Origin of the sequence: Pseudomonas putida, from assembly GCF_050990305.1 — a bacterium.
Lineage (GTDB): Bacteria > Pseudomonadota > Gammaproteobacteria > Pseudomonadales > Pseudomonadaceae > Aquipseudomonas > Aquipseudomonas putida_AH.
In genome coordinates, this window is record NZ_CP158817.1 from 6,275,434 (window position 1) to 6,301,610 (window position 26,177).

Annotated in this window: 25 protein-coding genes; 9 read left to right on the forward strand and 16 right to left on the reverse strand. The window is 59.8% G+C overall.

All coding sequences use genetic code 11. The features are described 5' to 3' along the window. Positions 1-49 precede the first annotated feature (49 nt). Positions 50-796, forward strand: coding sequence for an NRDE family protein (locus ABTV22_RS28565; protein WP_433737681.1), 747 nt, complete (start codon positions 50-52; stop codon positions 794-796). A 103-nt stretch (positions 797-899) separates the two neighbouring features. Here ABTV22_RS28565 and ptsP read toward each other — a convergent pair whose 3' ends face one another. Together ptsP and ABTV22_RS28575 are read right to left on the reverse strand one after the other, a co-directional pair. Next, positions 900-3,179 carry a phosphoenolpyruvate--protein phosphotransferase gene (gene ptsP / locus ABTV22_RS28570; RefSeq protein WP_433737682.1) on the reverse strand — a complete coding sequence of 760 codons (2,280 nt, stop codon included), beginning with the start codon at positions 3,177-3,179 and terminating at the stop codon, positions 900-902. A 22-nt stretch (positions 3,180-3,201) separates the two neighbouring features. Continuing rightward, positions 3,202-3,681 carry an RNA pyrophosphohydrolase gene (locus ABTV22_RS28575; RefSeq protein ID WP_007897732.1) on the reverse strand — a complete coding sequence of 160 codons (480 nt, stop codon included), beginning with the start codon at positions 3,679-3,681 and terminating at the stop codon, positions 3,202-3,204. 143 nt (positions 3,682-3,824) lie between these two features. On the opposite strand from ABTV22_RS28575, the gene ABTV22_RS28580 reads away from it, so the two are divergent. Then, positions 3,825-4,481, forward strand: coding sequence for an HAD family hydrolase (locus ABTV22_RS28580; RefSeq protein WP_433737683.1), 657 nt, complete (start codon positions 3,825-3,827; stop codon positions 4,479-4,481). 85 nt (positions 4,482-4,566) lie between these two features. Here ABTV22_RS28580 and ABTV22_RS28585 read toward each other — a convergent pair whose 3' ends face one another. Together ABTV22_RS28585 and ilvA are read right to left on the reverse strand one after the other, a co-directional pair. Then, positions 4,567-4,992, reverse strand: coding sequence for a DUF2269 domain-containing protein (locus tag ABTV22_RS28585; RefSeq protein ID WP_433737685.1), 426 nt, complete (start codon positions 4,990-4,992; stop codon positions 4,567-4,569). 39 nt (positions 4,993-5,031) lie between these two features. Further along, on the reverse strand, positions 5,032-6,546 hold the full coding sequence (gene ilvA, locus ABTV22_RS28590; protein WP_121104196.1) for a threonine ammonia-lyase, biosynthetic: 1,515 nt from the start codon (positions 6,544-6,546) through the stop codon (positions 5,032-5,034). Positions 6,547-6,873: 327 nt separating this feature from the next. Between ilvA and rpiA the strand changes: the two genes are divergently transcribed. Continuing rightward, on the forward strand, positions 6,874-7,545 hold the full coding sequence (rpiA, locus tag ABTV22_RS28595; protein ID WP_433737687.1) for a ribose-5-phosphate isomerase RpiA: 672 nt from the start codon (positions 6,874-6,876) through the stop codon (positions 7,543-7,545). Positions 7,546-7,646: 101 nt separating this feature from the next. Here the strand turns inward: rpiA and ABTV22_RS28600 are convergent, their stop codons facing one another. The 4 genes from ABTV22_RS28600 to ABTV22_RS28615 form a co-directional block, all read right to left on the reverse strand. Then, positions 7,647-8,564 (reverse strand): SdiA-regulated domain-containing protein, encoded by a 918-nt coding sequence (locus ABTV22_RS28600; RefSeq protein WP_433737688.1) that lies wholly within the window; start codon positions 8,562-8,564, stop codon positions 7,647-7,649. A 182-nt stretch (positions 8,565-8,746) separates the two neighbouring features. Next, the gene (locus tag ABTV22_RS28605; RefSeq protein ID WP_433737689.1) at positions 8,747-9,673 is read right to left on the reverse strand and encodes an SdiA-regulated domain-containing protein; all 927 of its coding nucleotides are present in this window, start codon (positions 9,671-9,673) and stop codon (positions 8,747-8,749) included. A gap of 223 nt (positions 9,674-9,896) precedes the next feature. Beyond that, positions 9,897-10,562, reverse strand: a complete 666-nt coding sequence (locus tag ABTV22_RS28610; RefSeq protein WP_433737690.1) for a fumarylacetoacetate hydrolase family protein — start codon at positions 10,560-10,562, stop codon at positions 9,897-9,899. Positions 10,563-10,599: 37 nt separating this feature from the next. Beyond that, entirely contained in the window at positions 10,600-11,994 is a 1,395-nt protein-coding gene (locus ABTV22_RS28615; protein ID WP_433737691.1) for an FAD-binding oxidoreductase, read from the reverse strand. Between the two features lie 204 nt (positions 11,995-12,198). Here ABTV22_RS28615 and serA point away from each other — a divergent pair, with 204 nt between their 5' ends. Further along, positions 12,199-13,428 carry a phosphoglycerate dehydrogenase gene (gene serA, locus ABTV22_RS28620; protein WP_077048552.1) on the forward strand — a complete coding sequence of 410 codons (1,230 nt, stop codon included), beginning with the start codon at positions 12,199-12,201 and terminating at the stop codon, positions 13,426-13,428. Between the two features lie 61 nt (positions 13,429-13,489). Here the strand turns inward: serA and ABTV22_RS28625 are convergent, their stop codons facing one another. Then, positions 13,490-13,918, reverse strand: a complete 429-nt coding sequence (locus tag ABTV22_RS28625; RefSeq protein ID WP_433737692.1) for a DUF4399 domain-containing protein — start codon at positions 13,916-13,918, stop codon at positions 13,490-13,492. A gap of 134 nt (positions 13,919-14,052) precedes the next feature. Here ABTV22_RS28625 and ABTV22_RS28630 point away from each other — a divergent pair, with 134 nt between their 5' ends. Further along, positions 14,053-14,640, forward strand: coding sequence for a transporter substrate-binding domain-containing protein (locus tag ABTV22_RS28630; RefSeq protein WP_433741530.1), 588 nt, complete (start codon positions 14,053-14,055; stop codon positions 14,638-14,640). 122 nt (positions 14,641-14,762) lie between these two features. On the opposite strand, the gene ABTV22_RS28635 is transcribed toward ABTV22_RS28630, so the two are convergent. Both ABTV22_RS28635 and ABTV22_RS28640 read right to left on the reverse strand, forming a co-directional pair. Further along, complete coding sequence (locus tag ABTV22_RS28635) at positions 14,763-15,248, reverse strand: DUF523 domain-containing protein (protein ID WP_433737693.1); 486 nt, start codon at positions 15,246-15,248, stop codon at positions 14,763-14,765. A gap of 2 nt (positions 15,249-15,250) precedes the next feature. Further along, positions 15,251-15,883, reverse strand: a complete 633-nt coding sequence (locus ABTV22_RS28640; protein ID WP_433737694.1) for a 2OG-Fe(II) oxygenase — start codon at positions 15,881-15,883, stop codon at positions 15,251-15,253. Positions 15,884-15,991: 108 nt separating this feature from the next. Between ABTV22_RS28640 and ABTV22_RS28645 the strand changes: the two genes are divergently transcribed. Continuing rightward, positions 15,992-16,744 (forward strand): DUF2059 domain-containing protein, encoded by a 753-nt coding sequence (locus ABTV22_RS28645; RefSeq protein ID WP_433737695.1) that lies wholly within the window; start codon positions 15,992-15,994, stop codon positions 16,742-16,744. 105 nt (positions 16,745-16,849) lie between these two features. Here the strand turns inward: ABTV22_RS28645 and ABTV22_RS28650 are convergent, their stop codons facing one another. After that, positions 16,850-17,797 carry an alpha/beta hydrolase gene (locus tag ABTV22_RS28650; protein ID WP_433737696.1) on the reverse strand — a complete coding sequence of 316 codons (948 nt, stop codon included), beginning with the start codon at positions 17,795-17,797 and terminating at the stop codon, positions 16,850-16,852. A gap of 96 nt (positions 17,798-17,893) precedes the next feature. Here ABTV22_RS28650 and ABTV22_RS28655 point away from each other — a divergent pair, with 96 nt between their 5' ends. Continuing rightward, positions 17,894-18,475, forward strand: coding sequence for a DUF6436 domain-containing protein (locus tag ABTV22_RS28655; RefSeq protein WP_433737697.1), 582 nt, complete (start codon positions 17,894-17,896; stop codon positions 18,473-18,475). A 110-nt stretch (positions 18,476-18,585) separates the two neighbouring features. Further along, positions 18,586-20,997 carry a penicillin acylase family protein gene (locus ABTV22_RS28660; protein WP_433737698.1) on the forward strand — a complete coding sequence of 804 codons (2,412 nt, stop codon included), beginning with the start codon at positions 18,586-18,588 and terminating at the stop codon, positions 20,995-20,997. Between the two features lie 119 nt (positions 20,998-21,116). On the opposite strand, the gene ABTV22_RS28665 is transcribed toward ABTV22_RS28660, so the two are convergent. After that, positions 21,117-22,082 (reverse strand): GlxA family transcriptional regulator, encoded by a 966-nt coding sequence (locus ABTV22_RS28665; protein ID WP_433737700.1) that lies wholly within the window; start codon positions 22,080-22,082, stop codon positions 21,117-21,119. Between the two features lie 301 nt (positions 22,083-22,383). Between ABTV22_RS28665 and ABTV22_RS28670 the strand changes: the two genes are divergently transcribed. Beyond that, entirely contained in the window at positions 22,384-23,025 is a 642-nt protein-coding gene (locus tag ABTV22_RS28670) for an HD domain-containing protein (protein ID WP_433737702.1), read from the forward strand. Between the two features lie 133 nt (positions 23,026-23,158). Here the strand turns inward: ABTV22_RS28670 and ABTV22_RS28675 are convergent, their stop codons facing one another. The 3 genes from ABTV22_RS28675 to ABTV22_RS28685 are packed head-to-tail and all read right to left on the reverse strand — an operon-like array spanning position 23,159 to position 26,105. Then, the gene (locus ABTV22_RS28675) at positions 23,159-24,049 is read right to left on the reverse strand and encodes an ABC transporter permease subunit (RefSeq protein ID WP_433737703.1); all 891 of its coding nucleotides are present in this window, start codon (positions 24,047-24,049) and stop codon (positions 23,159-23,161) included. Further along, positions 24,046-24,927 carry an ABC transporter permease subunit gene (locus ABTV22_RS28680; protein ID WP_433741531.1) on the reverse strand — a complete coding sequence of 294 codons (882 nt, stop codon included), beginning with the start codon at positions 24,925-24,927 and terminating at the stop codon, positions 24,046-24,048. Before ABTV22_RS28680 ends, ABTV22_RS28675 begins: the two co-directional genes overlap by 4 nt. 35 nt (positions 24,928-24,962) lie before the next feature. Then, positions 24,963-26,105, reverse strand: coding sequence for an ABC transporter ATP-binding protein (locus ABTV22_RS28685; protein ID WP_433737704.1), 1,143 nt, complete (start codon positions 26,103-26,105; stop codon positions 24,963-24,965). Positions 26,106-26,177: the final 72 nt, after the last annotated feature.

Consider the following 26,177-nt stretch of genomic DNA (forward strand, 5'->3'; position numbering starts at 1 on the left):
CCGCACGATGTCTGCGTAGAGTGGGCAAAAAACACACAAGGATCACCTTATGTGCCTGATTGTTTTCGCCTGGCGACCGGGTCACACCCAACCGCTGATCGTGGCGGCCAACCGTGACGAGTTCTATGCCCGCCCCAGCCTCCCGCTGGCGCCATGGCCCGAAGCACCGCAGGTATACGCCGGTCGCGATCTGGAGGCCGGCGGTACCTGGCTCGGGGTCGGTACCAACGGACGATTCGCCGCGTTGACCAACATCCGCGATCCTTATCGGCCACCGGGGCGCAAGTCCCGGGGTGAACTGGTGGCGCGTTTTCTTACCGGAGAATTGCCGATTGATGACTATTTAACCGATGTTGTCGCACGTTCGCCGGAGTATGGCGGATTTAACCTGCTGATCGGTAATCATCATGAGCTCTGGCATTTCAATGCCAGGGAATCGGAAGCGGTGATGCTGCCACCGGGCGTGTATGGATTGTCGAATGCCGGGCTGGATACACCGTGGCCGAAACTGCTCAAGGCCAAGGCCGCGTTGAGCGAGGTAATGGACGATCCGCAACCCCAGGCGCTACTGGCCTTGCTGAGCGATGCGCAACAAGCACCGTTTGCCGACCTGCCGGACACCGGGGTCGGGTTGGCGACCGAGACATTGCTGTCGAGTGTCTTCATCGCCAGCCAGAGCTATGGAACCCGGGCGAGTACGGCGTTGATTGTGCAGGCGGATGGCACGCGGCATATGGTCGAGAGAAGTTTCGGGCCGTATGGCGGGCATCTCGGGGAAGTGGAAATCAGGTTTTAGAGTTGTAGTGACTGACGGACGCCTTCGCGGGCAAGCCTCGCTCCTACAGATTCACATCGATCCTGTAGGAGCGAGGCTTGCCCGCGAAGGGAGCGCCGCAAATTCAGACGGTTTTGACCGCAGCCGGGCTGACCATCCGCGCCAACCCAAGGTTCTTCAGCGCCAATTGCAGCGAGCTGTGAATCACCTGCGGGTTGTCGATGGTCATCAGCTCGGCCAACAACTCTTTGGACTTGCTCAGATTGATCTGGCGCAGCATCCATTTCACCTTCGGCAAGTTGGTGGCGTTCATCGACAAGCTATCGAACCCCATCGCCATCAACAGCACCGCCGCCGCCGGATCACCCGCCATCTCGCCGCAGATACTGACGGGCTTGCCTTCGGCATGGGCGTCGCGCACTACGGTTTGCAGGGCTTGCAGCACCGCCGGGTGCAGGTAGTCGTAAAGGTCGGCCACCCGCGGGTTGTTGCGGTCCACGGCCAGCAGGTACTGGGTCAGGTCGTTGGAACCGACCGACAGGAAGTCCACCTGCCGCGCCAGTTCCTTGGTCTGGTAGACCGCCGCCGGAATCTCGATCATCACGCCCACAGGCGGCATCGGTACGTCACAGCCTTCGTCGCGCACCTCGCCCCAGGCACGGTGGATCAAGTGCAGGGCTTCTTCCAGTTCATGGGTGCCGGAGATCATCGGCAGCAGGATGCGCAGATTGTTCAGGCCTTCGCTGGCCTTGAGCATGGCCCGGGTCTGCACCAGGAAGATTTCCGGGTGGTCGAGGGTCACGCGAATGCCGCGCCAGCCGAGGAACGGGTTGTCTTCCTTGATCGGGAAGTACGAGAGCGCCTTGTCGCCACCGATATCCAGCGTACGCATGGTGACCGGTTGCGGGTGGAACGCGGCGAGCTGCTCGCGGTAGATCGCCAGCTGTTCCTTTTCGCTCGGGAAACGCTGGTTGATCATGAACGGCACTTCGGTGCGGTACAGGCCGACACCTTCGGCGCCGCGCTTCTGTGCACGGGCCACATCCGCCAGCAAACCGGTGTTGACCCACAACGGCATGCGGTGGCCGTCGGTGGTCACGCAGGGCAGGTCGCGCAGGGAATCCAGGCCCAGGGCCAGTTGTTTCTCTTCTTCCACCACTTCGGCGAATTGCTTGCGCAACACTTCACCAGGGTTGGTGTAGACCTCGCCACGGTTGCCGTCGACGATCAGTTCGATGCCGTCGACCTTGGCGTATGGCAGGTCGACCAGGCCCATGACCGTCGGAATGCCCATGGCTCGCGCCAGGATCGCCACGTGGGAGTTACCGGAGCCGAGTACCGACACCAGACCGACCAACGTGCCTTCCGGCACCTCGCCGAGCATGGCCGGCGTCAGCTCTTCGCTGACCAGGATGGTTTTTTCCGGGTAGACGAGATTCTGCTGGCGCTCCTCCTGCAAGTAGGCGAGCAACCGGCGACCGAGGTCCTTGACGTCCGACGCCCGCTCACGCAGGTATTCATCGTCCATCAATTCGAAACGGTTGACGTGATCGGTCACCACCTGACGCAAGGCACCCTGGGCCCATTGCCCGGTCTTGATCACGGTGGTCACTTCGTTGCCCAGCGCCGCATCGTCGAGCATCATCAGGTAGACGTCGAACAAGGCGCGCTCTTCCGGGCGCAACTGGGTGGCGAGCTTGGCGGACAAGGCACGCATGTCGGCGCGCACGCCTTCGATGGCGGTCTTGAACAACCCCAGCTCGGCATCGATGTCAGTGATGGTCTTGTCGGGCACCACGTCCAGATCGGCCGGTGGCAGCATGACCACCGCGGTGCCGACCGCCGCACCTGGCGAACCCGGCACGCCGACGAACTTGGCTTCCTGGATACCCTTGCCCTGACGGCCCAGGCCGCGAATCGATCCGGTGGCCTCGGCATGGGCGATAACGCCGGCAAGCTGTGCGCTCATCGTCACGAGGAAGGCTTCTTCACCTTCATCGAACTGACGACGTTCTTTCTGTTGAATGACCAACACGCCGACGACGCGGCGGTGGTGGATGATCGGCGCCCCGAGGAACGAGGCATAGCGCTCTTCACCGGTCTCGGCGAAGTAGCGATAACGCGGGTGATCCGCGGCATTTTCGAGGTTCAGGGGTTCTTCACGCGTGCCGACCAGGCCGACCAGACCTTCATTGGGCGCCATGCTGACTTTGCCGATCGAGCGCTTGTTCAAGCCCTCGGTGGCCATCAGCACGAAACGGTTGGTTTCGGGGTCAAGCAGGTAGACCGAGCAGACCTGGCTGCCCATGGCCTCTTTGACGCGCAACACAATAATCCCCAACGCCGCCTTGAGATCCTTGGCGGAGTTAACTTCCTGGACGATCTTGCGCAGCGTATTGAGCATGGCTCGGGGTCGAACTCCGTCGTCAGTCGCGCGCTAAAAGGCGCGGGGCAAGCTCTTTGAGAGCGCGTCGATACACCTCGCGCTTGAATGTCACCACCTGGCCCAACGGATACCAATAGCTGACCCAGCGCCAGCCATCGAACTCCGGTTTACCGGTCAAATCCATCCGCACCCGCTGCTCGTTGGAGATCAGGCGCAGGAGAAACCACTTCTGCTTCTGGCCGATGCACAGCGGTTGGCTGTGCGTCCTGACCAGACGTTGCGGCAAACGATAGCGCAACCAGCCCCGGGTGCAGGCGAGTATTTCAACATCTTCGCGCTCCAGCCCCACTTCTTCGTTCAGCTCGCGGTACAAGGCGTCTTCCGGCGTCTCCTGAGGGTTGATCCCACCTTGAGGAAACTGCCAGGCATCTTGATTGATACGGCGAGCCCATAGCACCTGGCCGGCATCATTCGTAAGAATGATCCCGACATTAGGACGGAAACCATCGGGGTCGATCACGGCAACAACCTCGCAAACGCATGTCGCCGCATTGTTCCACAAAGGTTGTGAAGGCAGCAACGCGCCGGTCTACCTTATGTGCACTCTTGTGAAAAGTCCGTATTCTGGACGCCTTTCGACAGACTTTTCAGCGAGTAACTGCAATGCGCTTGGCTTTATTCGACTTGGACAACACGCTTCTGGGCGGCGACAGCGATCACGCCTGGGGCGATTACCTGTGTGAGCGCGGCTTGCTCGACGCCGTTGCCTATAAGGCGCGCAACGACGAGTTCTATCAGGACTACCTGGCGGGCAAACTGGATAACGATGCCTACCTGAACTTCTGCCTGGAAGTGCTTGGTCGTACCGAGATGGCCACACTAGACCAGTGGCACAACGATTTCATGCGCGACTGCATTGATCAGCTCATGTTGCCCAAGGCTTTTGAACTGCTGGCCAAGCACCGCGACGCTGGCGACAAGTTGGTGATCATCACCGCCACCAACCGCTTCGTCACAGGCCCCATTGCCGAGCGCCTGGGTGTCGACACCCTGATCGCCACCGAATGCGAAATGCAGGATGGCCGTTATACCGGGCGTAGTACCGACGTGCCGTGCTTCCGCGAAGGCAAGGTGACGCGTCTGAACCGCTGGCTGGAAGAGACCGGGCACAACCTGGAGGACAGTTACTTCTACAGCGACTCGATGAATGACTTGCCGTTGCTGGAGCAGGTGGCGAATCCGGTGGCGGTTGATCCGGATCCGAATCTGCGGGCTGAAGCCCAGAAGCGTGGCTGGCCAGTAATTAGCCTGCGCGGCTGAAATCGCCTTCGCGGGCAAGCCTCGCTCCTACGGATTCATATCGATCCTGTAGGAGCGAGGCTTGCCCGCGAAGAATACGACACGGTTAAACCGGCTTGGCGCCCATTAACCCGGCAATGGCGATGAAACAGACAAAACTGAACAGCGCCAAGGCAAAGGTAAACTTGCCCATTCCACCCGGCGCCTTGCGCAGCTTGTTCAGCCGCACCAGCAACCAGAACCACGCCAGCGCGGCCACGGTGTAAAGCACGCTCGACCCCAGCAGCCAGGTTTGCCCCAGCGGCCAGCCCACCAGATGCACCATCCACCACCCGGTGAACGGCATGCTCAGCAGTGCCAGGCCCATCAACAGCCAGACGAACACACGCGGCCCTTGCAGGGTACGACTGGCTGCAGTTGCATCCCCCTTACGCCGAGTCCACCAGACCCAGATTCCCAGACCTATCGCGCAAAGCAGCAACACAGCCGTCGCCACCATGTGAGCCGTTTTCAGGGCCGTTAACGTTTCCATGGTTCGATTTCCTTATGCCTTGCCCATCAGCGTAGCCGTTCAGCCAAGAAACAGCTGATAGGCCGGGTTGTCGCTTTCATCCCAGTACGGGTAGCCAATTTCTTCCAGCGCCGCTGGCACCAGATGACGCTCATCGTGCGGCACTTGCAGGCCCGCGACCACACGACCATCCGCCGCGCCATGGTTGCGGTAGTGGAACATCGAGATATTCCAGCGCCCGCCGAGCTTGTTGAGAAAGTTGAACAAGGCCCCAGGACGCTCCGGGAACTCGAAGCGCAGGATCACTTCATCGACCACATGCGCCGCGCGCCCGCCGACCATGTGGCGGATATGCAGCTTGGCCAACTCGTTGTCGGTCAGGTCGACCACCGGGAAACCTTGCTCGCCGAGGCTGGCAATCAATGCACTGCGCGGGTCGGTGTCCGGGTGCGTCTGCACGCCGACGAAGATGTGCGCTTCACTGCCGGTGTTGTAGCGGTAGTTGAATTCGGTGATTTGGCGCTTGCCAATAGCTTCGCAAAACGCTTTGAAGCTGCCCGGCTTCTCGGGGATGGTCACGGCGATGATGGCTTCGCGACCCTCGCCCAGTTCTGCGCGCTCGGCCACATGGCGCAAGCGGTCGAAGTTGACGTTGGCACCGGAGTCGATGGCGACGAAGGTGTGGCCGGTGACACCGCGTTGCTCAACGTATTTCTTGATCCCCGCCACGCCCAATGCGCCAGCAGGTTCGGTGATCGAGCGGGTATCGTCGTAGATATCCTTGATGGCTGCACAGATCTCGTCGGTGCTCACGGTGATCACTTCATCGACATGGTCTTTGCAGATATCGAACGTATGCTGGCCAATCTGCGCCACCGCCACTCCGTCGGCGAAGATACCCACGGTCGGCAGTACCACGCGCTCCCCCGCCGCCATGGCGGCTTGCAGGCAGTTGGAGTCGTCCGGCTCGACACCGATGATCTTGATGTCCGGGCGCAGGTATTTGACGTACGCCGCGATACCGGCGATCAGCCCGCCGCCACCCACCGGGACGAAAATCGCATCCAGACGCCCCGGATGCTGACGCAGAATCTCCATGGCCACCGTGCCCTGCCCGGCAATGGTGTGGGGATCGTCATAGGGGTGAATGTAGACGTAGCCTTTTTCGTCGACCAGTTTCAGCGAGTAGGCCAGGGCTTCCGGAAACGAATCGCCGTGCAGCACTACTTTACCGCCGCGCGAGCGCACACCTTCGACCTTGATCTCGGGAGTGGTCTTGGGCATGACGATGGTTGCTTTGACGCCCAATACTTTCGCCGCCAGGGCCAGGCCTTGGGCATGGTTGCCCGCCGAAGCGGTGACCACGCCACGGGCGCGCTCTTCGTCGCTCAGTTGCGTGAGTTTGTTGTACGCGCCGCGAATCTTGAACGAGAACACCGGCTGCAAGTCTTCACGCTTGAGCCAGATCTCATTGCCCAGCCGCTCGGAAAGCTGGCGGGCAGTCTGCAACGGGGTTTCTACGGCGACGTCATAAACGCGCGAGGTGAGGATCTTTTTGACGTACTGTTCAAGCATCGGAAAGCATCACTGAGCAGGTTGGGCAGGACCACGGAGTCTAACCCGGCTTTTGTCCGCACGACCACACTAAACCGGTGGCTTTAAAACCACCGAAAAGATTCTTTACCTGTAGGAGCGAAGCTTGCTCGCGAAAAACCCAAGAGCGCCGCTGGGTGCCTGGTTTTTCGCATTATCGTTCACGATCATCGCGAGCAAGCATCGCTCCTACAATTATCGGACTCGCACGGTGTGCGCATTTGACCCGCCAATCGGGCAATGACCTTCCCATCCCCGAAGCCTATAATGCCGGCCTTTCCGTTCACATTGCCCGCTTCCGGAGCCCGCATGACCCAGGATCAACTCAAACAGGCAGTGGCTCAGGCCGCCGTCGATTTCATCCTTCCGAAACTCGACGACAAGAGCATCGTCGGGGTCGGCACCGGCTCCACCGCCAACTGCTTCATCGATGCCCTGGCCAAGCACAAGGGTGCATTCGATGGCGCGGTCGCCAGCTCCGAAGCCACCGCCGCACGCCTGAAAGGCCACGGGATTCCGGTGTATGAACTGAACACTGTGAGCAATCTGGAGTTCTACGTTGACGGCGCCGATGAAAGCGACGAGCACCTGAACCTGATCAAGGGCGGTGGCGCGGCCCTGACCCGTGAAAAGATTGTCGCTGCCGTGGCCCAGACCTTCATCTGCATCGCCGACGCCAGCAAATTGGTGCCCGTCCTCGGCAACTTCCCGTTGCCGGTGGAAGTGATCCCGATGGCCCGCAGCCATGTGGCTCGCCAACTGGTGAAGCTGGGCGGCGACCCGGTCTACCGTGAAGGCGTCGTGACCGATAACGGCAACATCATTCTTGATGTGTTCAACCTGCAGATCACCAACCCGGTGGAGCTGGAGACGCAGATCAACGCGATCGTGGGCGTGGTCACCAATGGCTTGTTTGCGGCACGTCCTGCGGACTTGCTGTTGCTGGGGACCCCTGAAGGCGTGAAAACCCTTAAAGCCTGACCCGTAGGAGCAATGCTTGCTCGCGATGAACGATAACGCGGTGTGCCAGGCGTACCGCTAACGCGAGCAAGCTCTGCTCCTACAGTGATCGGCAATGTCGGTCAGGGCTGCGCTGGCTTCTTGAAGACGTAAAACAGATTCGGCTCGCTCACCAGGTAAATCGTACTGTCGCCGTCCATGGTGATCCCCTCCGCTTGCGGCACGGTTTTTTGCAGCCCTTGGCTTCCCTTGCGCAAGGCCATCGTGCTCAGCGGCCGCCCGTCCACATCCAGCTCCAAAATCAGCCGCGATTCATCCGACAGCGCCAGCAAATGACCGCTGCGCTCGTCGTACAGCAGGCTCGACAGGTCGCGCACGAACATTCCTGCGTCACGCTTGGGGTTGTTAATGACGTGCACTGAGTAGGATTTCTCCGGATTCAAGTGCGGAAATCCGTGTATTTCGTAAATCAGCATCGGGTCGCGCTCCTTGGCGACAAACAGACGCTTGCCCACCGAATCGTAAGCCAGCCCCTCGAAACCTTTGTTGCCAGGCAGGTGCACCCCCAGGGCTATCTGTTCCGCATCGGCGGAATCGAGAAAGGTGGTACCCGGTTCCAGATGAACCTTGATCAGCCGCTGTTCGCGCTCATCGGTAATTACGTAAGTATCGGTGCTGATGAATTCCACAGCTTCTGAATCGCCAAAACCGACCAGCTTAATGCGCCGCAGAATTTTGCCATCGAGGGACAGTTCGATCAGTTCGGAATTCTTGTTGGTGACGGTAAACAGACTTTTGCGCACCGGGTCGAAGGTCAGCGCTGAAGCATCACTCTCCAGCCCGTCAATGACCTGCCCCTCCAATACCACCCGATACTGGTCCAGACCAATGGATTGAGCATTCATCGGCTGCCAAAGCGTGTACACGTTAAACCAGGCACGCTCGAACAGCCTCAGGTATTGGCCGATGGCGACCAGCACGATCAGCGCGATCGTCGACAAGATGATGATCAGGGGCTTGGGGCGGGCAAATCGGCGCATTGGCAGCAGGCTCGGAATCAGAACAGGCGGATGAGATATCACGCCTGTCTGAATTAAAGCTTAAATGGCCATAAGCCCCGGAGAATCCTGTAGGAGCTGCCGCAGGCTGCGATCTTTTGATCTTTATAAAAACAAGGTCAAAAGATCGCAGCCTGCGGCAGCTCCTACAAGGATTGCGGAGATTACTTCTGTTTTTCGAAGCGGTAGAACAGGTTTGGCTCGCTCACGATGTAAATCGTACCGGCCTCGTCCATGGTCACGCCTTCGGCGCGTGGAATGGTGTTTTCCAGACCGTTGAAGCCGTGCAGCAGAGTCATGAAGCTGACCTGCTCGCCCTTCTTGTCCAATTCCAGCAGCAGGTGCGAGTCGGCGGACAGCACCAGCATGTGCCCGGTACGCGGGTCGATGGCGAGGGCTGACAGGTTGCGAACGTCCAGCGCATGACTGGCAAGCTTGATCTTGTCACCGCTGAGGACTTTGCCGTCACCCTTCCAGGCAAACAGTGCCGGTGGGCGTTCCTCACCCAGCAACAGCTGTTGGTTGCTCGAATCCCAGGTAACGGCTTCGAACGCCTTGTTCTGGTCCTTCGAAGGGCCGAGATCGTATTTGGGGAAATTGGCGATGTTCAGCTCGCGGGTATCGGCATCGACCTTGACGATGCTGATCAGGTGGTCGCGCTCATCGACGATCGCCAGCAGACCGTTGCCCAACACAGTGACACCTTCGGGGTTGCTCCAGCCCACCAGCGGCATCTTGCGCAGCACATCACCCTGCAAGGTCAACTCCACCAGAAACGGATTTTTGCCCATCACCGAAAACAGGGTTTTGCTCTGGGGATCGTAGGCCAGGTCCGAAGCCTCATCCTTTTCCATGCCTGGCAGCGGTTTGGCGTCGATCACCGCGTGATAGTCCGGCAACCAGACGCTCTCCTGCTTTTCGGCGGTGCTTTCAAAGTGTTCCTTCACCCACAGCACGCCACGATCATCCCAGTGCATGGCGAAGGCCACGCCATAGACAACCACTGCTACCAGTAAAAGCCAGACATACCAACGCAGGGCGAAGCGCGAGCGGCGGGCGGGTTTGAGCGAAGGTAACGGTTGGGTGGCCATGGGGTTATTCGTCCAGGAATTCAGGCTAGGGGTAATAGCACAATTGAAAATCCGGAATTATCCGGAGGGGATGTGAAAAAAACGGCAAACAGCAGGAAAGCCCTCTGCGGGCAACCCGTGACCCGTAGGAGCAAAGCTTGCTTGCGATGAACGATGACTCGGTGTGTCAGGCACACCGCCATCGCGGGCAAGCCATGCTCCTGCAGATTTTGCGGTGTTTCGGTCAGCGAACGCTGCTGGTGAAGCTGCTGGCGCCCGGCAACTCCAGGACGATCTCATCCCCGACATTCAGAGGCCCAACGCCCACCGGCGTACCGGTCAGAATCACATCACCGGCCTGCAGCGAGAAGCAGCCGGCCATGTGCTGGATCATCGGCACGATCGGGTTGAGCATCACGCTACTGTTGCCGTCCTGGCGAACTTCGCCATTGATGGTCAGGCGAATGCCGATGTCGGTCAGGTCGGCAAAGGTGCTGCCGGACACGAACGGAGCAATCACTGCCGCGCCATCGAAGGACTTGGCAATCTCCCAGGGCAGGCCCTTGGCTTTCAACTCGGCCTGCTTGTCACGCAGGGTCAGGTCCAGTGCCGGCGCGAAACCGGAGATGGCATCAAGCACTTCTTCACGGCTTGGCTTGGTCGACAATGGCTTGCCGATCAACACCGCGATTTCCGCTTCGTAATGCACCGAGCCACGTTCGGTCGGAATGCTGAAACCACCTTCCAGCGGTACGACGCAACTGCCCGGCTTGATGAACAGCAGCGGCTCGGTAGGTACAGGATTGTCCAGTTCCTTGGCGTGTTCGGCGTAGTTACGGCCGATGCACACCACTTTCCCCAGCGGGAAGTGAATACGCGTGCCGTCGACATACTGGTGCTGATAGCTCATTGACCGACTCCTGGTTCGTAGCGCTTAGATTCGAAAGTCAAACAGCGAAAATCTTGCCCGGATTCATGATGCCATTCGGGTCGAACACCGCCTTGACCGCTTTCATGTACTCGATCTCAACCGGGGAACGGCTGTAGGTCAAGTAATCGCGCTTGGTCATGCCCACTCCGTGTTCGGCGGAGATCGAACCGTTGTACTTCTCGACGGTTTCGAACACCCACTTGTTGACGGTGGCGCACTTGGCGAAGAACTCGTCCTTGCTCAGGTTATCCGGCTTGAGGATGTTCAGGTGCAGGTTGCCGTCGCCGATGTGGCCGAACCAGACAATTTCAAAGTCCGGGTAATGTTCGCCGACGATCGCGTCAATTTCCTTGAGGAACGCCGGTACTTTCGACACGGTCACCGAAATGTCGTTTTTGTACGGCGTCCAGTGGGAAATGGTTTCGGAAATGTATTCGCGCAGCTTCCACAGGTTCTGCAACTGGGTTTCGCTCTGGCTCATCACGCCGTCCAGCACCCAGCCCTGCTCCACGCAGTGCTCGAAGGTTTCCAGCGCGTGGTTAGCCACTTCTTCGGTGGTCGCTTCGAATTCCAGCAGCGCGTAGAAAGGGCAATCCGTTTCGAACGGCGCCGGCACGTCACCACGGGCCATGACCTTGGCCAGGGCTTTGTCGGAGAAGAATTCGAAGGCCGTCAGGTCGAGTTTGCTCTGGAATGCGTGCAATACCGGCATGATCGCGTCGAAATCGGTGGTGCCGAGTACCATCGCCGTCAGGTTTTTCGGTGCGCGGTCCAGGCGCATGGTCGCTTCGACCACGAAACCCAGGGTGCCTTCAGCACCGATGAACAGCTGGCGCATGTCGTAGCCGGTGGCGTTCTTGATCAGGTCGCGGTTCAGTTCCAGCACGTCACCTTTGCCGGTGACCACTTTCATGCCGGCGACCCAGTTACGGGTCATGCCGTAGCGAATCACCTTGATTCCGCCGGCATTGGTGCCGATGTTGCCGCCAATCTGGCTCGAACCTGCCGAAGCGAAGTCCACCGGGTAGTACAGGCCCTTTTCCTCGGCCACGTTCTGCAAATGCTCGGTGACCACGCCTGGCTGACAAACGGCAGTACGGTCGGTCAGGTTCACATCGAGGATCTGGTTCATGTAGTCGAAGGACACGACTACTTCGCCATTGGCGGCCACGGCGGCCGCGGAAAGACCGGTACGACCACCGGACGGCACCAGCGCCACCTTGTGTTTATTGGCCCACAGGACGATGGCCTGGACCTGCTCGGTGGTCTTGGGGAACACAATGGCGGTCGGGGCCGGGGCGAAATGCTTGGTCCAATCCTTACCGTAAGCATTCAGGGAGTCGGCATCGGTCAGCACCTTGCCAGGCTCAACCAGGGTCTTCAGCTCATCAATCAGGGCAGGATTGGTCATCGACAGAACTCTCGAACAATTCATGGTCATCCTGAGAACGCTTCACGTCGCAGGAATGAGTGTTTAGCGGGGCGCATATGCTAGCATACCGACCCCGCAGCATAGTGCCCAACGGCTGTACTGCGGCGACGGTTTTGTTGCCGTCCGGGTCAGCATCTGTTGACCATTTCCTGCCATTTTTCTCCGGGATACAGGTTTACGCAGATGAGCAAGACTTCTCTCGATAAGAGCAAGATCAAGTTCCTTCTTCTCGAAGGCGTCCACCAATCAGCTGTCGACGTCCTCAAGGCGGCGGGCTACACCAGCATCGAGTACCTCACAGGTTCTCTGCCGGAAGCCCAGCTCAAGGAAAAGATCGCTGATGCGCACTTCATCGGCATTCGCTCCCGCACTCAACTGACCGAAGAGATCTTCGATCACGCGAAGAAGCTCGTTGCTGTTGGCTGTTTCTGCATCGGCACCAACCAGGTCGATCTGGACGCAGCACGCGAGCGCGGTATCGCCGTGTTCAACGCCCCGTACTCCAACACCCGTTCCGTTGCCGAGCTGGTGCTGGCCGAAGCGATCCTGTTGCTGCGCGGCATCCCTGAGAAGAACGCTTCCTGCCACCGTGGCGGCTGGATCAAGAGCGCGGCCAACTCCTTCGAAATCCGCGGCAAGAAGCTGGGCATCGTCGGTTACGGCTCGATCGGTACTCAACTGTCGGTACTGGCCGAAGGCCTGGGCATGCAGGTTTACTTCTACGACACCGTGACCAAGCTGCCACTGGGTAACGCCACCCAGGTCGGCAACCTGCACGAACTGCTGGGCATGTCCGACATCGTGACCCTGCACGTTCCGGAAACCGCTGCTACCCAGTGGATGATCGGTGAGAAGGAAATCCGTGCCATCAAGAAAGGCGGCATCCTGATCAACGCCGCACGCGGCACCGTGGTCGAGCTGGATCACCTGGCCGCCGCCATCAAGGACAAGCACCTGATCGGCGCCGCCATCGACGTATTCCCGGTGGAGCCTCGCTCCAACGACGAAGAGTTCGAAAGCCCACTGCGTGGCCTGGACAACGTGATCCTGACCCCGCACATCGGTGGTTCCACCGCCGAGGCGCAGGCCAACATCGGTCTGGAAGTGGCCGAGAAGCTGGTCAAGTACAGCGACAACGGTACTTCGGTATCGTCCGTGAACTTCCCGGAAGTGGCCCTGCCGGCTCACCCTGGCAAGCACCGCCTGCTGCACATCCACGAGAACATCCCGGGTGTGATGAGCGAGATCAACAAGGTCTTCGCCGAAAACGGCATCAACATTTCCGGTCAGTTCCTGCAGACCAACGAGAAAGTCGGCTACGTGGTTATCGACGTAGACGCCGAATACTCGGAGCTGGCGCAAGAGAAGCTGCAACACGTCAACGGCACCATCCGTAGCCGCGTGTTGTTCTGATCGCGACTTGAGCGAAAAAAAAGGGAGCCTTCGGGCTCCCTTTTTCATTAAGGCCGCCGCATTACTCCGCGACGTTAACCGTGATTTTCTTCGAGACGATCGGTGGATCGAAAGGTATGTGGCCTGAGTCCCCCAATTCCAGCTGCAACGTGTGCTTGCCTGGAGTGAGCGTCACTTCAGCCTGGGTCTGCGCCTTGCCGAAGTGCACGTGATGGGCGTCCGCCGGAATCGGCTGGCCCGCCTCCGGCATTTTGTCGACATCGATCAGCAGATGGTGATGGCCGGTATTCTTGGTGGTGTCGCCCGCCGGCGCCAACGCAATGTTTTCAACAGCGAATTTGACGACGAAGGTTTTTGGAACAGTGGCTCCGTCCGCAGGCGTAACGATGGACACTTCAGCGCCTTTCGGAGCTGGCGTAGCCGCACTGGCCAATACCGAAACACTCATCATCAGGCCAGCAAAAACTGCACGTGACATAAAGCTTTTCATTCTCTTCTCCAGTTTTTCCGTAAAATCCGCGTGACCATCACAACTTCATGGTCAATCGTTGTCGAAGGCACTCGATAACCATAGCAAAGCGAGCCTGGACAGCAGGCCGCGATAATGTATTCAAAGGAGTGACCATGCGCTTTCTGCCTGGCCTGATTTGCCTGCTACCCCTTCTGAGCCCTTTGGCTCATGCCGAACTGATTGACGACATCAACGACCGTGGCGAACTGCGCATTGCTCTTGAGGCTAATACACCGCCTTTTAACTTCAAGAAAGACGACAAACTTGAAGGCTTCGAAGTCGAACTAGGCCAAATGCTGGCCAACGAACTGGAAGTACGAGCCGACTTTGTCGTCACTGATTCCAATGATTTGTTGAGCGGTGTTGAAAGCGGCAAATACGACATCGCCATCAATCACCTCACAGAGACCCCGGCGCTCAAGGATCGTTTCGATTTCAGCGAGCCTTATGTTCGAGCCGATGCGCAATTGATCGCGCAAAAGGACGAGCAACAGCATTCAATCCTGCTGGTGCAGTCGCTGACAGAAGAAAAACCGAAAGCCAGTTCGCCCGTGAATCTGGCGATTCCGTTTCAGAAGGGCAACCCGGCGTTTCATGCCAGCCTGGAAAACGCGCTGCAGCGGATCAAGACAGACGGGCGGATGGAAGCGCTGGAGAAGAAGTGGTTTGGGGCGCAGTCGGGTGGGATGACAAAGCCCTGATATCTCGGGTAACCCTGTGGGAGCGGGCTTGCCCGCGATGAGGCCATCAGCTCAAACATCTGTGCTGAATGTTTAGTCGCCATCGCGGGCAAGCCCGCTCCCACAGGTTTTTGTGGTGTTTTTTAGTCGAGCCTTGCCAAGGCCTGCGCCGCTTCCGCCAGCTCCAACTCGCTGAAGACCTGCACACCATTACGCTTGAGCAACGCCGCCGTCACCCCTTCGCCACGGACCTTCACCCCGCTGAACGTTCCGTCATAGGTCAGCAAGTTACCGCAGGAAGGGCTGTTGGCCTTGAGCACGGCAATGCGGATGCCGTGCTTCTTCACCAATTCCAACGCCTGATACGCCCCCGACAGAAACTGCGCACTGACGTCCTCGCCTTCGGTCGTCATCACCGACGCGCTCCCCTCCAACACTTCAGCGCCCTGCCCGCCTGGTATCTCCGCCGCAGCCCGAGGTGTCGGCAAACCTCCGGCGACTTCCGGGCACAAGGGCACGACCCGATCTTCGTCGAGCCACACCTGAAGCTGATCGAACGGCCCGCTGGCACCTCCGTCGTAACGGACGCGGTGCCCCAGCAGACAGCGGCTTACCAGAATTTTATGCATGGTCAGAACGGCTCGTTGCCCCGACGCCGGAACCATCCGGTCAATGACAGGCGTTCGCGGGTCGCGGGCAGGACTTCGTGGGGAACATCACCCGACAGGAACACCACCAGACATCCACCGGTTGGCACCACATCGTATTGCCTGTCTTCGTCCAGGTACATGCGCAACTGACCGCCGTGCTCCGGCAGCCAAGCGTCATTGAGGTACACCACCGCCGACACCGTGCGCCGGTCGTTGTCGCGAAACCGGTCCAGGTGCTTGAGGTAGAACGCACCGGGCGGGTACATCGCGAAATGGGTCTCGAAATCTTCCAGGCCCAGGAACAAGTGGCGGTTGATCGCCTCGCGCAGACTGTCCATCAACTGCAAATAGCTGTCGCACGCCTCAGCCTGGCCGGGCTCGATCCACTGGATATGATCGCCGCGAATCCCCTCGCGAATCTCCGAGGACGGCCCACGCCCTACCGCGGCCGGAGCCAGTTCACCCTCGGCGGCACGTTTACGGCACTCGGCCGCCAGTGCCCGGGTCAAATCCGCAGGCAGGAAAATATTCTGCTGCGACCAGCCGTTGGCAGCCAGGTCGTCAACGATTCGTAACAGCAGGGGATGATCAGAAGGTATTTGCATGGCGCGCATAGTATTCCTGCGCCTGAAATTCCGACAGAGCCACGCGGCGGGTTGATACGAATTCTCGACAAGTCCGTATGCCACACGGAGAATAGTCGCCTGCTGACAGGAGTCCCTATGCGCCGTTTGCTTTTCTCCCTGCTGATGTTCTGCGTTTTGCCCGCCTGGGCAGACGGCCACGACCAGTTGTACAAGGTCGCCGGCTGGCCGGAGCAACGCGCGCACTTCAACGACGCCCTTTCGGCCGCGCAAAAACGCTACGAAAGCAGTCTGCCACCGGCGGTCTTCCAGGCCCTGGTCAACAACAGCAACCAGCGCTTTGACGCCAAGGCCGTCGACCAACGCGCCGAAGCTCAACTGCGCAAGAATCTCGCTGACCCGAAGCCTGCACTCGCGTTCTTTCAGTCTCCGCTGGGCAAGAAAATCATCGCCGCCGAGTTACTGGCGACTCGCCGTGATCAATTGGCTAAAAATGCCAAGGGCTTGCCGAAGATGCAGGCCAGTGACAGCCGTCTGTTGATCATCGGCCACCTGGCCCAGGCGCTTCCCGCACGCGAAGCCGGCGCCGAAGTCAGCCTGGCGATTGCCGGCGTTGCTGCCGACAGCCTGAGCTCGATGATCCCCGGCCTGCTCGGCGCGGGCCAGGCGCAGGGCATGTTGAACGGGCAGCGCCAGCGTTTGATGGACCAGATTGGCAGCGACCTGAACAACACTCTGCTGTATGTCTATCGCGACCTGTCGGATGAAGAGCTGGAAGAGTTCGCCACCTTTGCCGAATCGGCCGAGGGCAAGGCTTATTACCAGGCGGCGCTGGCGGCGATTAAGGCGGGGTTGGCGGTGGGGCAGAGTACATCCAGCCTTACCCAGTGATTTCCAGCGCCTGTTAGATCGCCATCGCGGGCAAGCCTCGCTCCTACAGGAACAACGCAATCCCCGTAGGAGCGAGGCTTGCCCGCGAAGAGGCCGGACCTGCGGCTAAAGATTCCGGCCCTTGATCCGCTTGCTCAAAAACCCGAAAAACTCCCCCCGCAACACCGGCGCCTCATTCGCCAAATGATGCCGCGCCTCAGGCAGCATCAACACCTGAGGTCGGTCGAACTTCGCACGAAGCACCTCCAGGTTGTGCTGCCAATCTACGGTCATGTCCGCCTGCCCCTGCACAATCAATGGTCGCCGGGAGCTGGCTGGTGCGGCTTCGACCCGTTTGATCCAACGTGCCAATGCCCCCACCCACGCCGTCGGCAGTCGCAATGGCTGCAACGGATCGGCTTGCAGAAACGGCAGGAAGTCCGGGTCATTGGAGTTCTCGCTGAAACGCCGGTCGATGGCTTTGACGAAAGGCCTGAGCAGGTAAAAGCTCAGTTGCGACCAGCCCCATGCGCGCGGCCGCACCAAAGGCGCCAGCAGAATCACCTGGCCCTGGGCCGGACTGCTGGCCCCGGCATTGAGCACATGATCGATCACGATGGCCCCGCCAGTGCTCTGTCCACATAGATGCCACGGTTGTGGCAGATCAAGCGACTGCGCCTCGGCAAACAACCCTTGCAGCGTGTCCTGGTATTCAGAGAAATCCTTGATGCTCGCCCGTTCGCCGCTGGACAGTCCATGCCCCGGCAAATCGCAGGCTATCACCGCAAAACCTTGCTCCAGCGCCCACTCGATCACGTGCCGGTAGAGCCCGGTGTGATCGTAGAAGCCGTGGAGAACAAACAGCGTCGCCTTCGCCCGCTCCGGTCGCCAGACCTGGCTGACCAATTCATAACCGTCGACCTGAAAACGTCCCAGACCACTGGTTACATTACGCGCGGAAAAATCCAGACCGTAAAACCGCTGATAAGCCTGCGCCTGCGCTGACAACGGCTGGCCCTCGGCCAATGGCCGCAGGCTGGCACGCAGTTGATCAGGATCGAAGGTGGCAGGCATGGGCGATTCCAGAGCGCTAAACGGACTTTATGGACCTGCGATATTCATCTGTCGAGGCAAGCATGGCAAGCTAGCCGACCTTCGAGGATTGAACCCATGCGATCGCCCTTGCGCGCCACCCTGCTTGTCAGCCTGCTCGTCCTGCTGTGCGCCGGCGTGCTGTGGGCGGCTTACGACTGGTTCCAGGGGCGTTATCTGCGCGCGTTCAGCGAGCACACGGCGGTGTTCTCCGGCGATCCGCTGCACCTGCCCGATACCCTCGCCGGTCCCGGTGCCATTCGCCTCGTGCACTTTTGGGACCCGGCCTGCCCGTGCAACGTCGGCAATCAACAACACCTGGGCGAGCTGGTCGAGCGCTACGGGAAGCAGGGTGTCGAGTTCTATTCCGTACAAAAACCTGGCAGCCACGGCCAGCTGCCGGACACCTTGAGCCACCTGAAACCCCTCACGGTCCTGCCCGGTTCCGAACAGGTCCCCGCCAGCCCCGCCGTGGCGATTTGGGACCGCAGCGGCAAGCTGGCGTACTTTGGTCCCTACAGCGAAGGTTTGACCTGCAATTCCAGCAACAGCTTTATCGAGCCCATCCTGCAAGCGCTGAACGAAGGCCGTGCGGTGAGCGCCACGCATACGCTCGCCGTGGGGTGTTACTGCCCTTGGCCAGTCGATCCAACGAAGTAGTCGACACGTTTAAATACGAATCCCTCCTACGGCTGATGGGCCAAATTGGCCTGCCGTGTTAAACAGTGGCGCCAGGGAACTGCTGCCACCAATAACAACAAGGAGTCACCATGAAACGAAGCCTGATCGCTGTCGGCTCGTTGATCGTCACACTCGCTGCTGTAGGCGGCTGGTACGTTTACAGCAAACAGCCGACACGCCAGGGCATGGTGGAACTGCAACACCTGCAAGGCTCGGTCACCGTGCGCTACGACGAGCGCGGCATCCCGCACATCCGCGCCGAAAACGAACCCGACCTGTACCGCGCCCTCGGCTACGTTCATGCCCAGGATCGACTGTTCCAGATGGAAGTCCTGCGTCGCCTGGCCCGAGGCGAACTGGCCGAAGTGCTCGGCCCGAAACTGCTCGATACCGACAAGCTGATGCGCAGCCTGCGTATTCGCGAACGCGCCGAAACCTACCTGGCGAACCTGGACCAGCAATCGCCGACCTTCATCGCCCTGCAAGCCTATCTGGATGGCATCAACCAGTATCAGGACAGCCACGCAAAACCCGTGGAGTTCGACGTGCTGGGCATTCAAAAGCGTCCGTTCACCGCCCAGGACACCATCAGCATCGCCGGCTACATGGCCTACAGCTTTGCCGCAGCGTTTCGCACTGAACCGCTGCTGACCTACGTGCGCGATCAACTGGGCGCTGATTACCTGAACGTGTTCGATCTCGACTGGCAGCCCAAGGGTGTATTGGCGAACCCTCCCACCGGGACCGCGCCCGCCCTCGCCAACGCTGACTGGAAAGACCTCAATGCCCTTGCCCGCCTGAGTGAACAGGCCCTGGCCGACAACGGTTTGCCACAGTTCGAAGGCAGTAACGCGTGGGTCGTGGCAGGCAGCCGCACCAAGAGCGGCAAGCCGTTGCTGGCCGGTGACCCGCACATCCGTTTTTCTGCACCGTCGGTATGGTACGAGGCGCAACTCTCGGCGCCGGGCTTCGAACTCTACGGCCACTATCAGGCCTTGATGCCGTTCGCCTCGCTGGGCATGAATCGTGACTTCGGCTGGAGCATCACCATGTTCCAGAACGACGACCTCGACCTGATTGCCGAGAAGGTCAACCCGGACAACCCCAATCAGGTCTGGTATCGCGGCAAATGGGTGGACATGGTGAGCAGCGAGCAGCAGATCGCGGTCAAGGGCCAGGCGCCCGTCACGTTGGTATTGCGCCAGTCGCCCCATGGCCCGATCGTCAACGATGCACTGGCCAATAGCGTCGGCAAAACGCCGATCGCCATGTGGTGGAGTTTTCTTGAAAGCCAGAACCCGATTATTGAAGGCTTCTACCAGCTCAACCGTGCCGACACTCTGGCCAAGGCTCGTAGCGCTGTCGCGAAGATTCAAGCGCCAGGGCTGAACATTGTCTGGGCCAATGCCAAGGGCGACATCGGTTGGTGGGCCGCCGCGCAGTTGCCCAAGCGCCCTGCCGGCGTGCGTCCGTGGTTCATCCTCGATGGCAGCACCAGCGACGCCGACAAGGATGGTTTCTACCCGTTCAGCGCCAACCCGCAGGAAGAGAACCCGGCGCGGGGTTACATCGTCTCGGCCAACTTCCAACCTGTATCACCAACGGGCATGGAGATTCCCGGCTATTACAACCTGGCCGATCGTGGCCAGCAGCTCAACCGTCAGCTCGGCGACAAAAGCGTCAAGTGGGATCTGGAGTCGAGCCAAAAGCTGCAACTGGGCACCACCACGGCCTATGGTCCCCGCTTGTTGGCGCCGCTGCTGCCGGTGTTGCGTGCGGTGGTGAGCGATCCCGCCGAGCTCAAGCTGGTGGAGCAACTGGCCCAATGGCAAGGCGATTACCCACTCGACTCCACCAGTGCCACGGTGTTCAACCAGTTCCTGTTCAACCTGGCCGATGCAGCCATGCACGATGAACTGGGCAACGACTTCTTTGAAACGCTGCTCTCGACCCGAGTGATCGATGCTGCACTGCCGCGCCTGGCGGCAAACCCGGATTCACCGTGGTGGGACAACCGCAATACCTTGGGCAAGGAAACCCGCGCTGATACGGTCAAGGTGGCGTGGCAGGCCAGCATCGCCCATCTCAAGACCACCCTCGGTGCCGATTTCGCACAATGGCAATGGGGCAAGGCACACACCCTCACCCATGGTCATCCGTTGGGACAGCAGAAACCACTGGACCACCTCTTCAACGTCGGCCCGTTTGCCGCACCCGGCAGTCACGAAGTGCCGAACAACCTGTCGGCCAAGATCGGCCCGGCACCGTGGCCTGTCACTTACGGTCCGTCGACCCGACGCCTGATCGACTTCGCTGACCCCACGCATAGCCTGACCGTCAACCCGGTTGGCCAGAGTGGCGTGCTGTTCGACCGTCACTATGACGATCAGGCCGAAGCGTACATCGAAGGGGTTTATTTCCAGGCGCATCTGAATGATGAAGAGGTGACGGCCAATACACGCAGTACGTTGAAGTTGTTGCCGGCGCGGACTGGGCAGTAGATCTCTGTTGTCTGGGTGGACGCTTTCGCGGGCAAACCTCGCTCCTACGGGTAGTGGGTACTCCTGTAGGAGCGAGGCTTGCCCGCGATGAGGCCCGCAAAAACAATGCAAAATCTGGATCAAACCATCGCCGAAAAATTCAACCTGAACTGCTGCGGCGTCACCCCAAGCCTCCGATTAAATACGCTGCGCATGTGCTGGGCATCGCGGAAGCCGCACTGATACGCCACCGTCTTGAGCGGCGCGCGGGTGCTTTCCAGCATCACCCGCGCCGCATCTACCCTCGCCCGCTCTACAAATTCGGCCGGGGTGATTTTCGCTTCCCTTGCAAACACTCGGGAAAAGTTGCGCGCACTCATGTTGGCGGCACTGGCCAGGTCGGCGATGGTCAGGTCGCCGGTCAAATTGGCCAACACATAGTGCTGGACCATCGCCACCGCAGAGGTCGGTTCGGCGTGGGGCGTAAGGAACGGACTGAACTGAGACTGGCCACCCGAGCGCTGGGTGAACACCACCAGGCGCTTGGCCACGCTCAATGCCACGTCAGGGCCGTGATCGCGACCCAGCAGATACAACGACAGATCAATCCCCGAGGTGACCCCCGCCGAGGTGTACAGCTCGTCATCCTGCGCGTACAGGCGGTCAGCTTCCACCTGGGTCGACGGACACAAGGTCGCCAATGCAGCGGCGTCATTCCAGTGGGTCGTCACCGTTCGCCCTTCTAGCAGCCCTGCACGGGCGAGCATGAAGGCGCCATTGCAGATCGAGCCAAAACGCGCCGCCCGCGCGCAGGCATCACGCAGCCAGGCATCGAATGCAGCGCCGAAATCCATGAACGGCAACTGCGGGCCGCCCGCGACCAACAGCAAGTCGTAAGCCTGCAACGCTTCGCTGAAGTGCCGATGGGCATTGAGGGCCAGACCGTTGGAACACGCCATCATCCCGCGCTCCACGCCAATCACCTCCAACCGATAGTGATCCTGGGGCGCGAGGAAACGATTGGCCTCGGAAAACACATCCATGGGGCCGGTGACGTCCAGCGACTGGACGCCTGGGAACACTACGATGGCGACGGTTTTGTGCATGGTTCGAAATGCCCTTTATGGATCACGCTTATCTGTGGCGAGGGGATTTATCCCCGCTGGAGTGCGAAGCGCTCCCAAGATTTTTGGGGCCGCTGCGCAGCCCAACGGGGATAAATCCCCTCGCCACAAAAAGCAGCTCCCAGGCAGCCAACTTAGCCAATCCCCACCCAACAAGCGAGGTTGGCGCGATTTGCAGGCTCATTGGCCGGGATCGCAGCCATGAGTCGATTGTCCGGTTTGTGGGGCCCGAACAGACTGGACTCCTCAGCGCCGCCACGGCGTTCACCCCGAGGACACTCCCATGAGCACCACCATCGCCGGCATCAAGATCCCCGACAGCGCACTGGCCAAAGCAACCACCGAATACATCCGCGACATCGAATCCGATCTGCTCTACCACCACTCACGCCGGGTGTTTCTGTTCGGCGCGTTGAGCGGTGAGCGCAAGCAGCTGGCCTACAACCCTGAGCTGTTGTACGTCGGTGCGATGTTCCACGACCTGGGCCTGGTGCAAGGTCACCGCAGCGACAACGAGCGCTTCGAAGTCGATGGTGCCAACGCGGCGGCGGCATTCCTCAAGCCTTACGGGTTGAGCGATGACGATATCGAACAGGTCTGGTTGTCGATTGCCCTGCACACCACGCCAGGTGTGCCACAGCACTTGCGGCCGACCGTGGCACTGGTGACCGCCGGCGTCGAAATGGACGTGCTGGGCATGGACTACGCGGCGTTTTCCACCGTGCAGCGCGAAGCGGTGGTGCATGCGCATCCACGGGGTGAAGGGTTCAAGGAGTGCATCATCTGCGCCTTTGCCGACGGCTTGCGTCATCGTCCGCAGACCACGTTCGGTAACGTGAAGACCGATGTGCTGATGGATCAGGAAGCGGGGTTCAAGCCGATGAACTTCGTCGAAGTCATCCGCCATTCACCGTGGGCTGAATAGAGACCTGTAGGAGCCGGCTTGCTGGCGATGGTGGGCCAGCAGCCTTGATGTCGACTGACACACCATCGCCAGCAAGCCGGCTCCTACAGCGGATTTGGGTTGACCAACAAATGTGGACAACCCAATTTCAGGCTCAAGCCGCTTCCGGCGCCTGCGCGCGGCGCACGTCCGGTTGTTTCCAGGAGTCGGCGGCGCCTTCTTCGATGGCTTGCTGGACCGCACGCTTGCGCGCTTCTTCGGCGCGGCGGCTGAAGAACCAGACCAGGAAAGTCATCAGCGATACCGCCAGCAGAATCAGGCTGGCCACGGCGTTGATCTCCGGCTTCACGCCCAGGCGCACCGCCGAGAACACTTCCATCGGCAAGGTCGTGGAACCCGGACCCGACACGAAGCTGGCCAACACCAGGTCATCCAGGGACAGGGCGAAGGACATCATGCCGCCAGCCCCCAGCGATGGCGCGATCATCGGGATGGTGATCAGGAAGAACACCTTCCACGGCTTGGCACCGAGGTCCATGGCCGCTTCTTCGATGGACAGGTCCAGCTCGCGCAAGCGCGCCGACACCACCACCGCCACATACGCGGCGCAGAACGTGGTGTGGGCGATCCAGATCGTCACGATGCCGCGCTCCTGCGGCCAGCCGATCATCTGCGCCATGGCCACGAACAGCAGCAACAGCGACAGACCGGTGATCACTTCCGGCATTACCAGTGGAGCGGTGACCAGGCCACCGAACAGCGTACGACCCTTGAAGCGTGTGATGCGCGTCAGGACGAACGCGGCCAGGGTTCCCAGTGCGACTGCGGCAATCGCCGTGTAGCAGGCGATTTCCAGCGAGCGCACCACCGAGCCCATCAGCTGCGTGTTGTCCATCAGGCCGACGTACCACTTGATCGACCAGCCGCCCCACACCGTCACCAGTTTCGAGGCGTTGAACGAGTAGATCACCAGAATCAACATCGGCAGGTAGATGAACAGCAGACCCAATACCAGCATCAGGCTGGAGAAACGGAAGCGCTTCATTCTTTACCCTCCATTTCCTTGGCCTGACTGCGGTTGAACAGGATGATCGGCACGATCAGGATTGCCAGCATCACCACCGCCAGGGCGGACGCCACCGGCCAGTCACGGTTGTTGAAGAACTCTTGCCAGAGCACTTTACCGATCATCAGGGTTTCCGGACCGCCAAGCAGTTCTGGGATCACGAACTCACCCACCACCGGGATGAACACCAGCATGCAGCCGGCAATGATGCCGTTCTTGGACAGCGGAATAGTGATCTTCCAGAAGCTGTTGAACGTGCTCGAACCCAGGTCAGACGCGGCTTCCAGCAGGCTGTGGTCGTGTTTTACCAGGTTGGCGTACAACGGCAGGATCATGAACGGCAGGTACGAGTACACCACGCCGATGTACACGGCGAGGTTGGTGTTGAGGATCTGCAGCGGCTCGTTGATCCAGCCCATGTTCAGCAGGAAGCCGTTGAGCAGGCCGTTGTTGCTGAGAATGCCCATCCACGCGTAGACGCGGATCAGGATCGCGGTCCAGGTCGGCATCATGATCAGCAGCACCAACACCGTTTGCAGCTCTTTGCGGGCGCTGGCGATGGCGTAGGCCATCGGGTAGCCGATCAGCAAGCAGAGGATGGTGCTGAAAAACGCCATCTTCAACGAACCGAAGTACGCGGCGATGTACAGCTCGTCGTCGCTGAGCATCGAGTAGTTGCCCAGGTTCAACAGTATCTGCAGCTTCTGCTCGGCGAACGTGTAGATCTCGGTGTACGGCGGGATGGCCACGTCGGCTTCGGCGAAGCTGATCTTCAAGACGATGAAGAACGGCAACATGAAGAACAGGAACAGCCAGACGAAAGGAACCCCGATGACCAGTTGGCGGCCACCGGGAATTATTCGATTAAAGCGGCGTTTGAGTTTGCGCATGTTCATGAGCGAAGTACCACGCCGCTGTCGTCTTCCCAGTACACGTAGACCTGGTCACCCCAGGTCGGACGCGCGCCACGTCGCTCGGCGTTGGCGACGAAGGACTGAACGATCTTGCCGCTCGGCAGCTCGACGTAGAACACCGAGTGCCCACCCAGGTAGGCAATGTCGTGCACTTTGCCGCTGGACCAGTTGTATTCGCACGTTGGCTGGGTCGGGGTGACGAGCAGTTTTTCCGGGCGGATCGCGTAGGTCACGGACTTGTCCTGCACCGAGGTGCTGATGCCGTGGCCGACATAGATCTGGCGATCCAGGTCTTTGCAGGTGATGGTCGCGTGACCTTCGGCATCGTCGATCACTTCACCGTCGAAGATGTTGACGTTGCCGATGAATTCACAGACCAGGCGGCTGGTCGGGGTTTCGTAGATGTCGATCGGGCTGCCGATCTGGGCGATCCAGCCCAGGTGCATGATCGCGATGCGCTCGGCCATGGTCATGGCCTCTTCCTGGTCGTGGGTCACCATGACGCAGGTCACGCCTACGCGCTCGATGATCTCCACCAGTTCCAGTTGCATCTGCGAACGCAGCTTCTTGTCCAGTGCGCCCATCGGCTCGTCGAGCAGCAGCAGCTTCGGACGCTTGGCCAGGGAACGGGCCAGGGCCACACGCTGACGCTGGCCGCCGGACAACTGATGCGGCTTGCGCTTGGCGTACTGGGTCATCTGCACCAGCTTGAGCATGTCCGCGACACGCGCATCGATTTCAGCGGCCGGCAGCTTGTCTTGCTTGAGGCCGAAGGCGATGTTCTGCGCCACGGTCATGTGCGGGAACAGGGCATAGGACTGGAACATCATGTTGATCGGCCGCTCGTAGGGCGGCATGTCAGTGATGTCTACGCCATCGAGGAAGATCCGCCCTTCGGTCGGTCGTTCGAAGCCGGCGAGCATGCGCAGCAAGGTGGATTTGCCCGATCCCGAACCGCCGAGCAAGGCGAAAATTTCGCCTTTCTTGATTTCCAGGGACACATCGTCCACGGCAATCGTCTCGTCGAACTTCTTCGTGACCCGGTCGATTTTGACCAGCACCTGCTTAGGTGACTGGTCGCCCTCGAGGGCTTTCTTATAGGCGCCGGAGGCAACTGCCATTTACGAAACTCCCAAAAAAAAGAGTGCAGTTCGCTCAAGGTGAGCCAACCTTGGATAGTTTGAGCCTTGAAG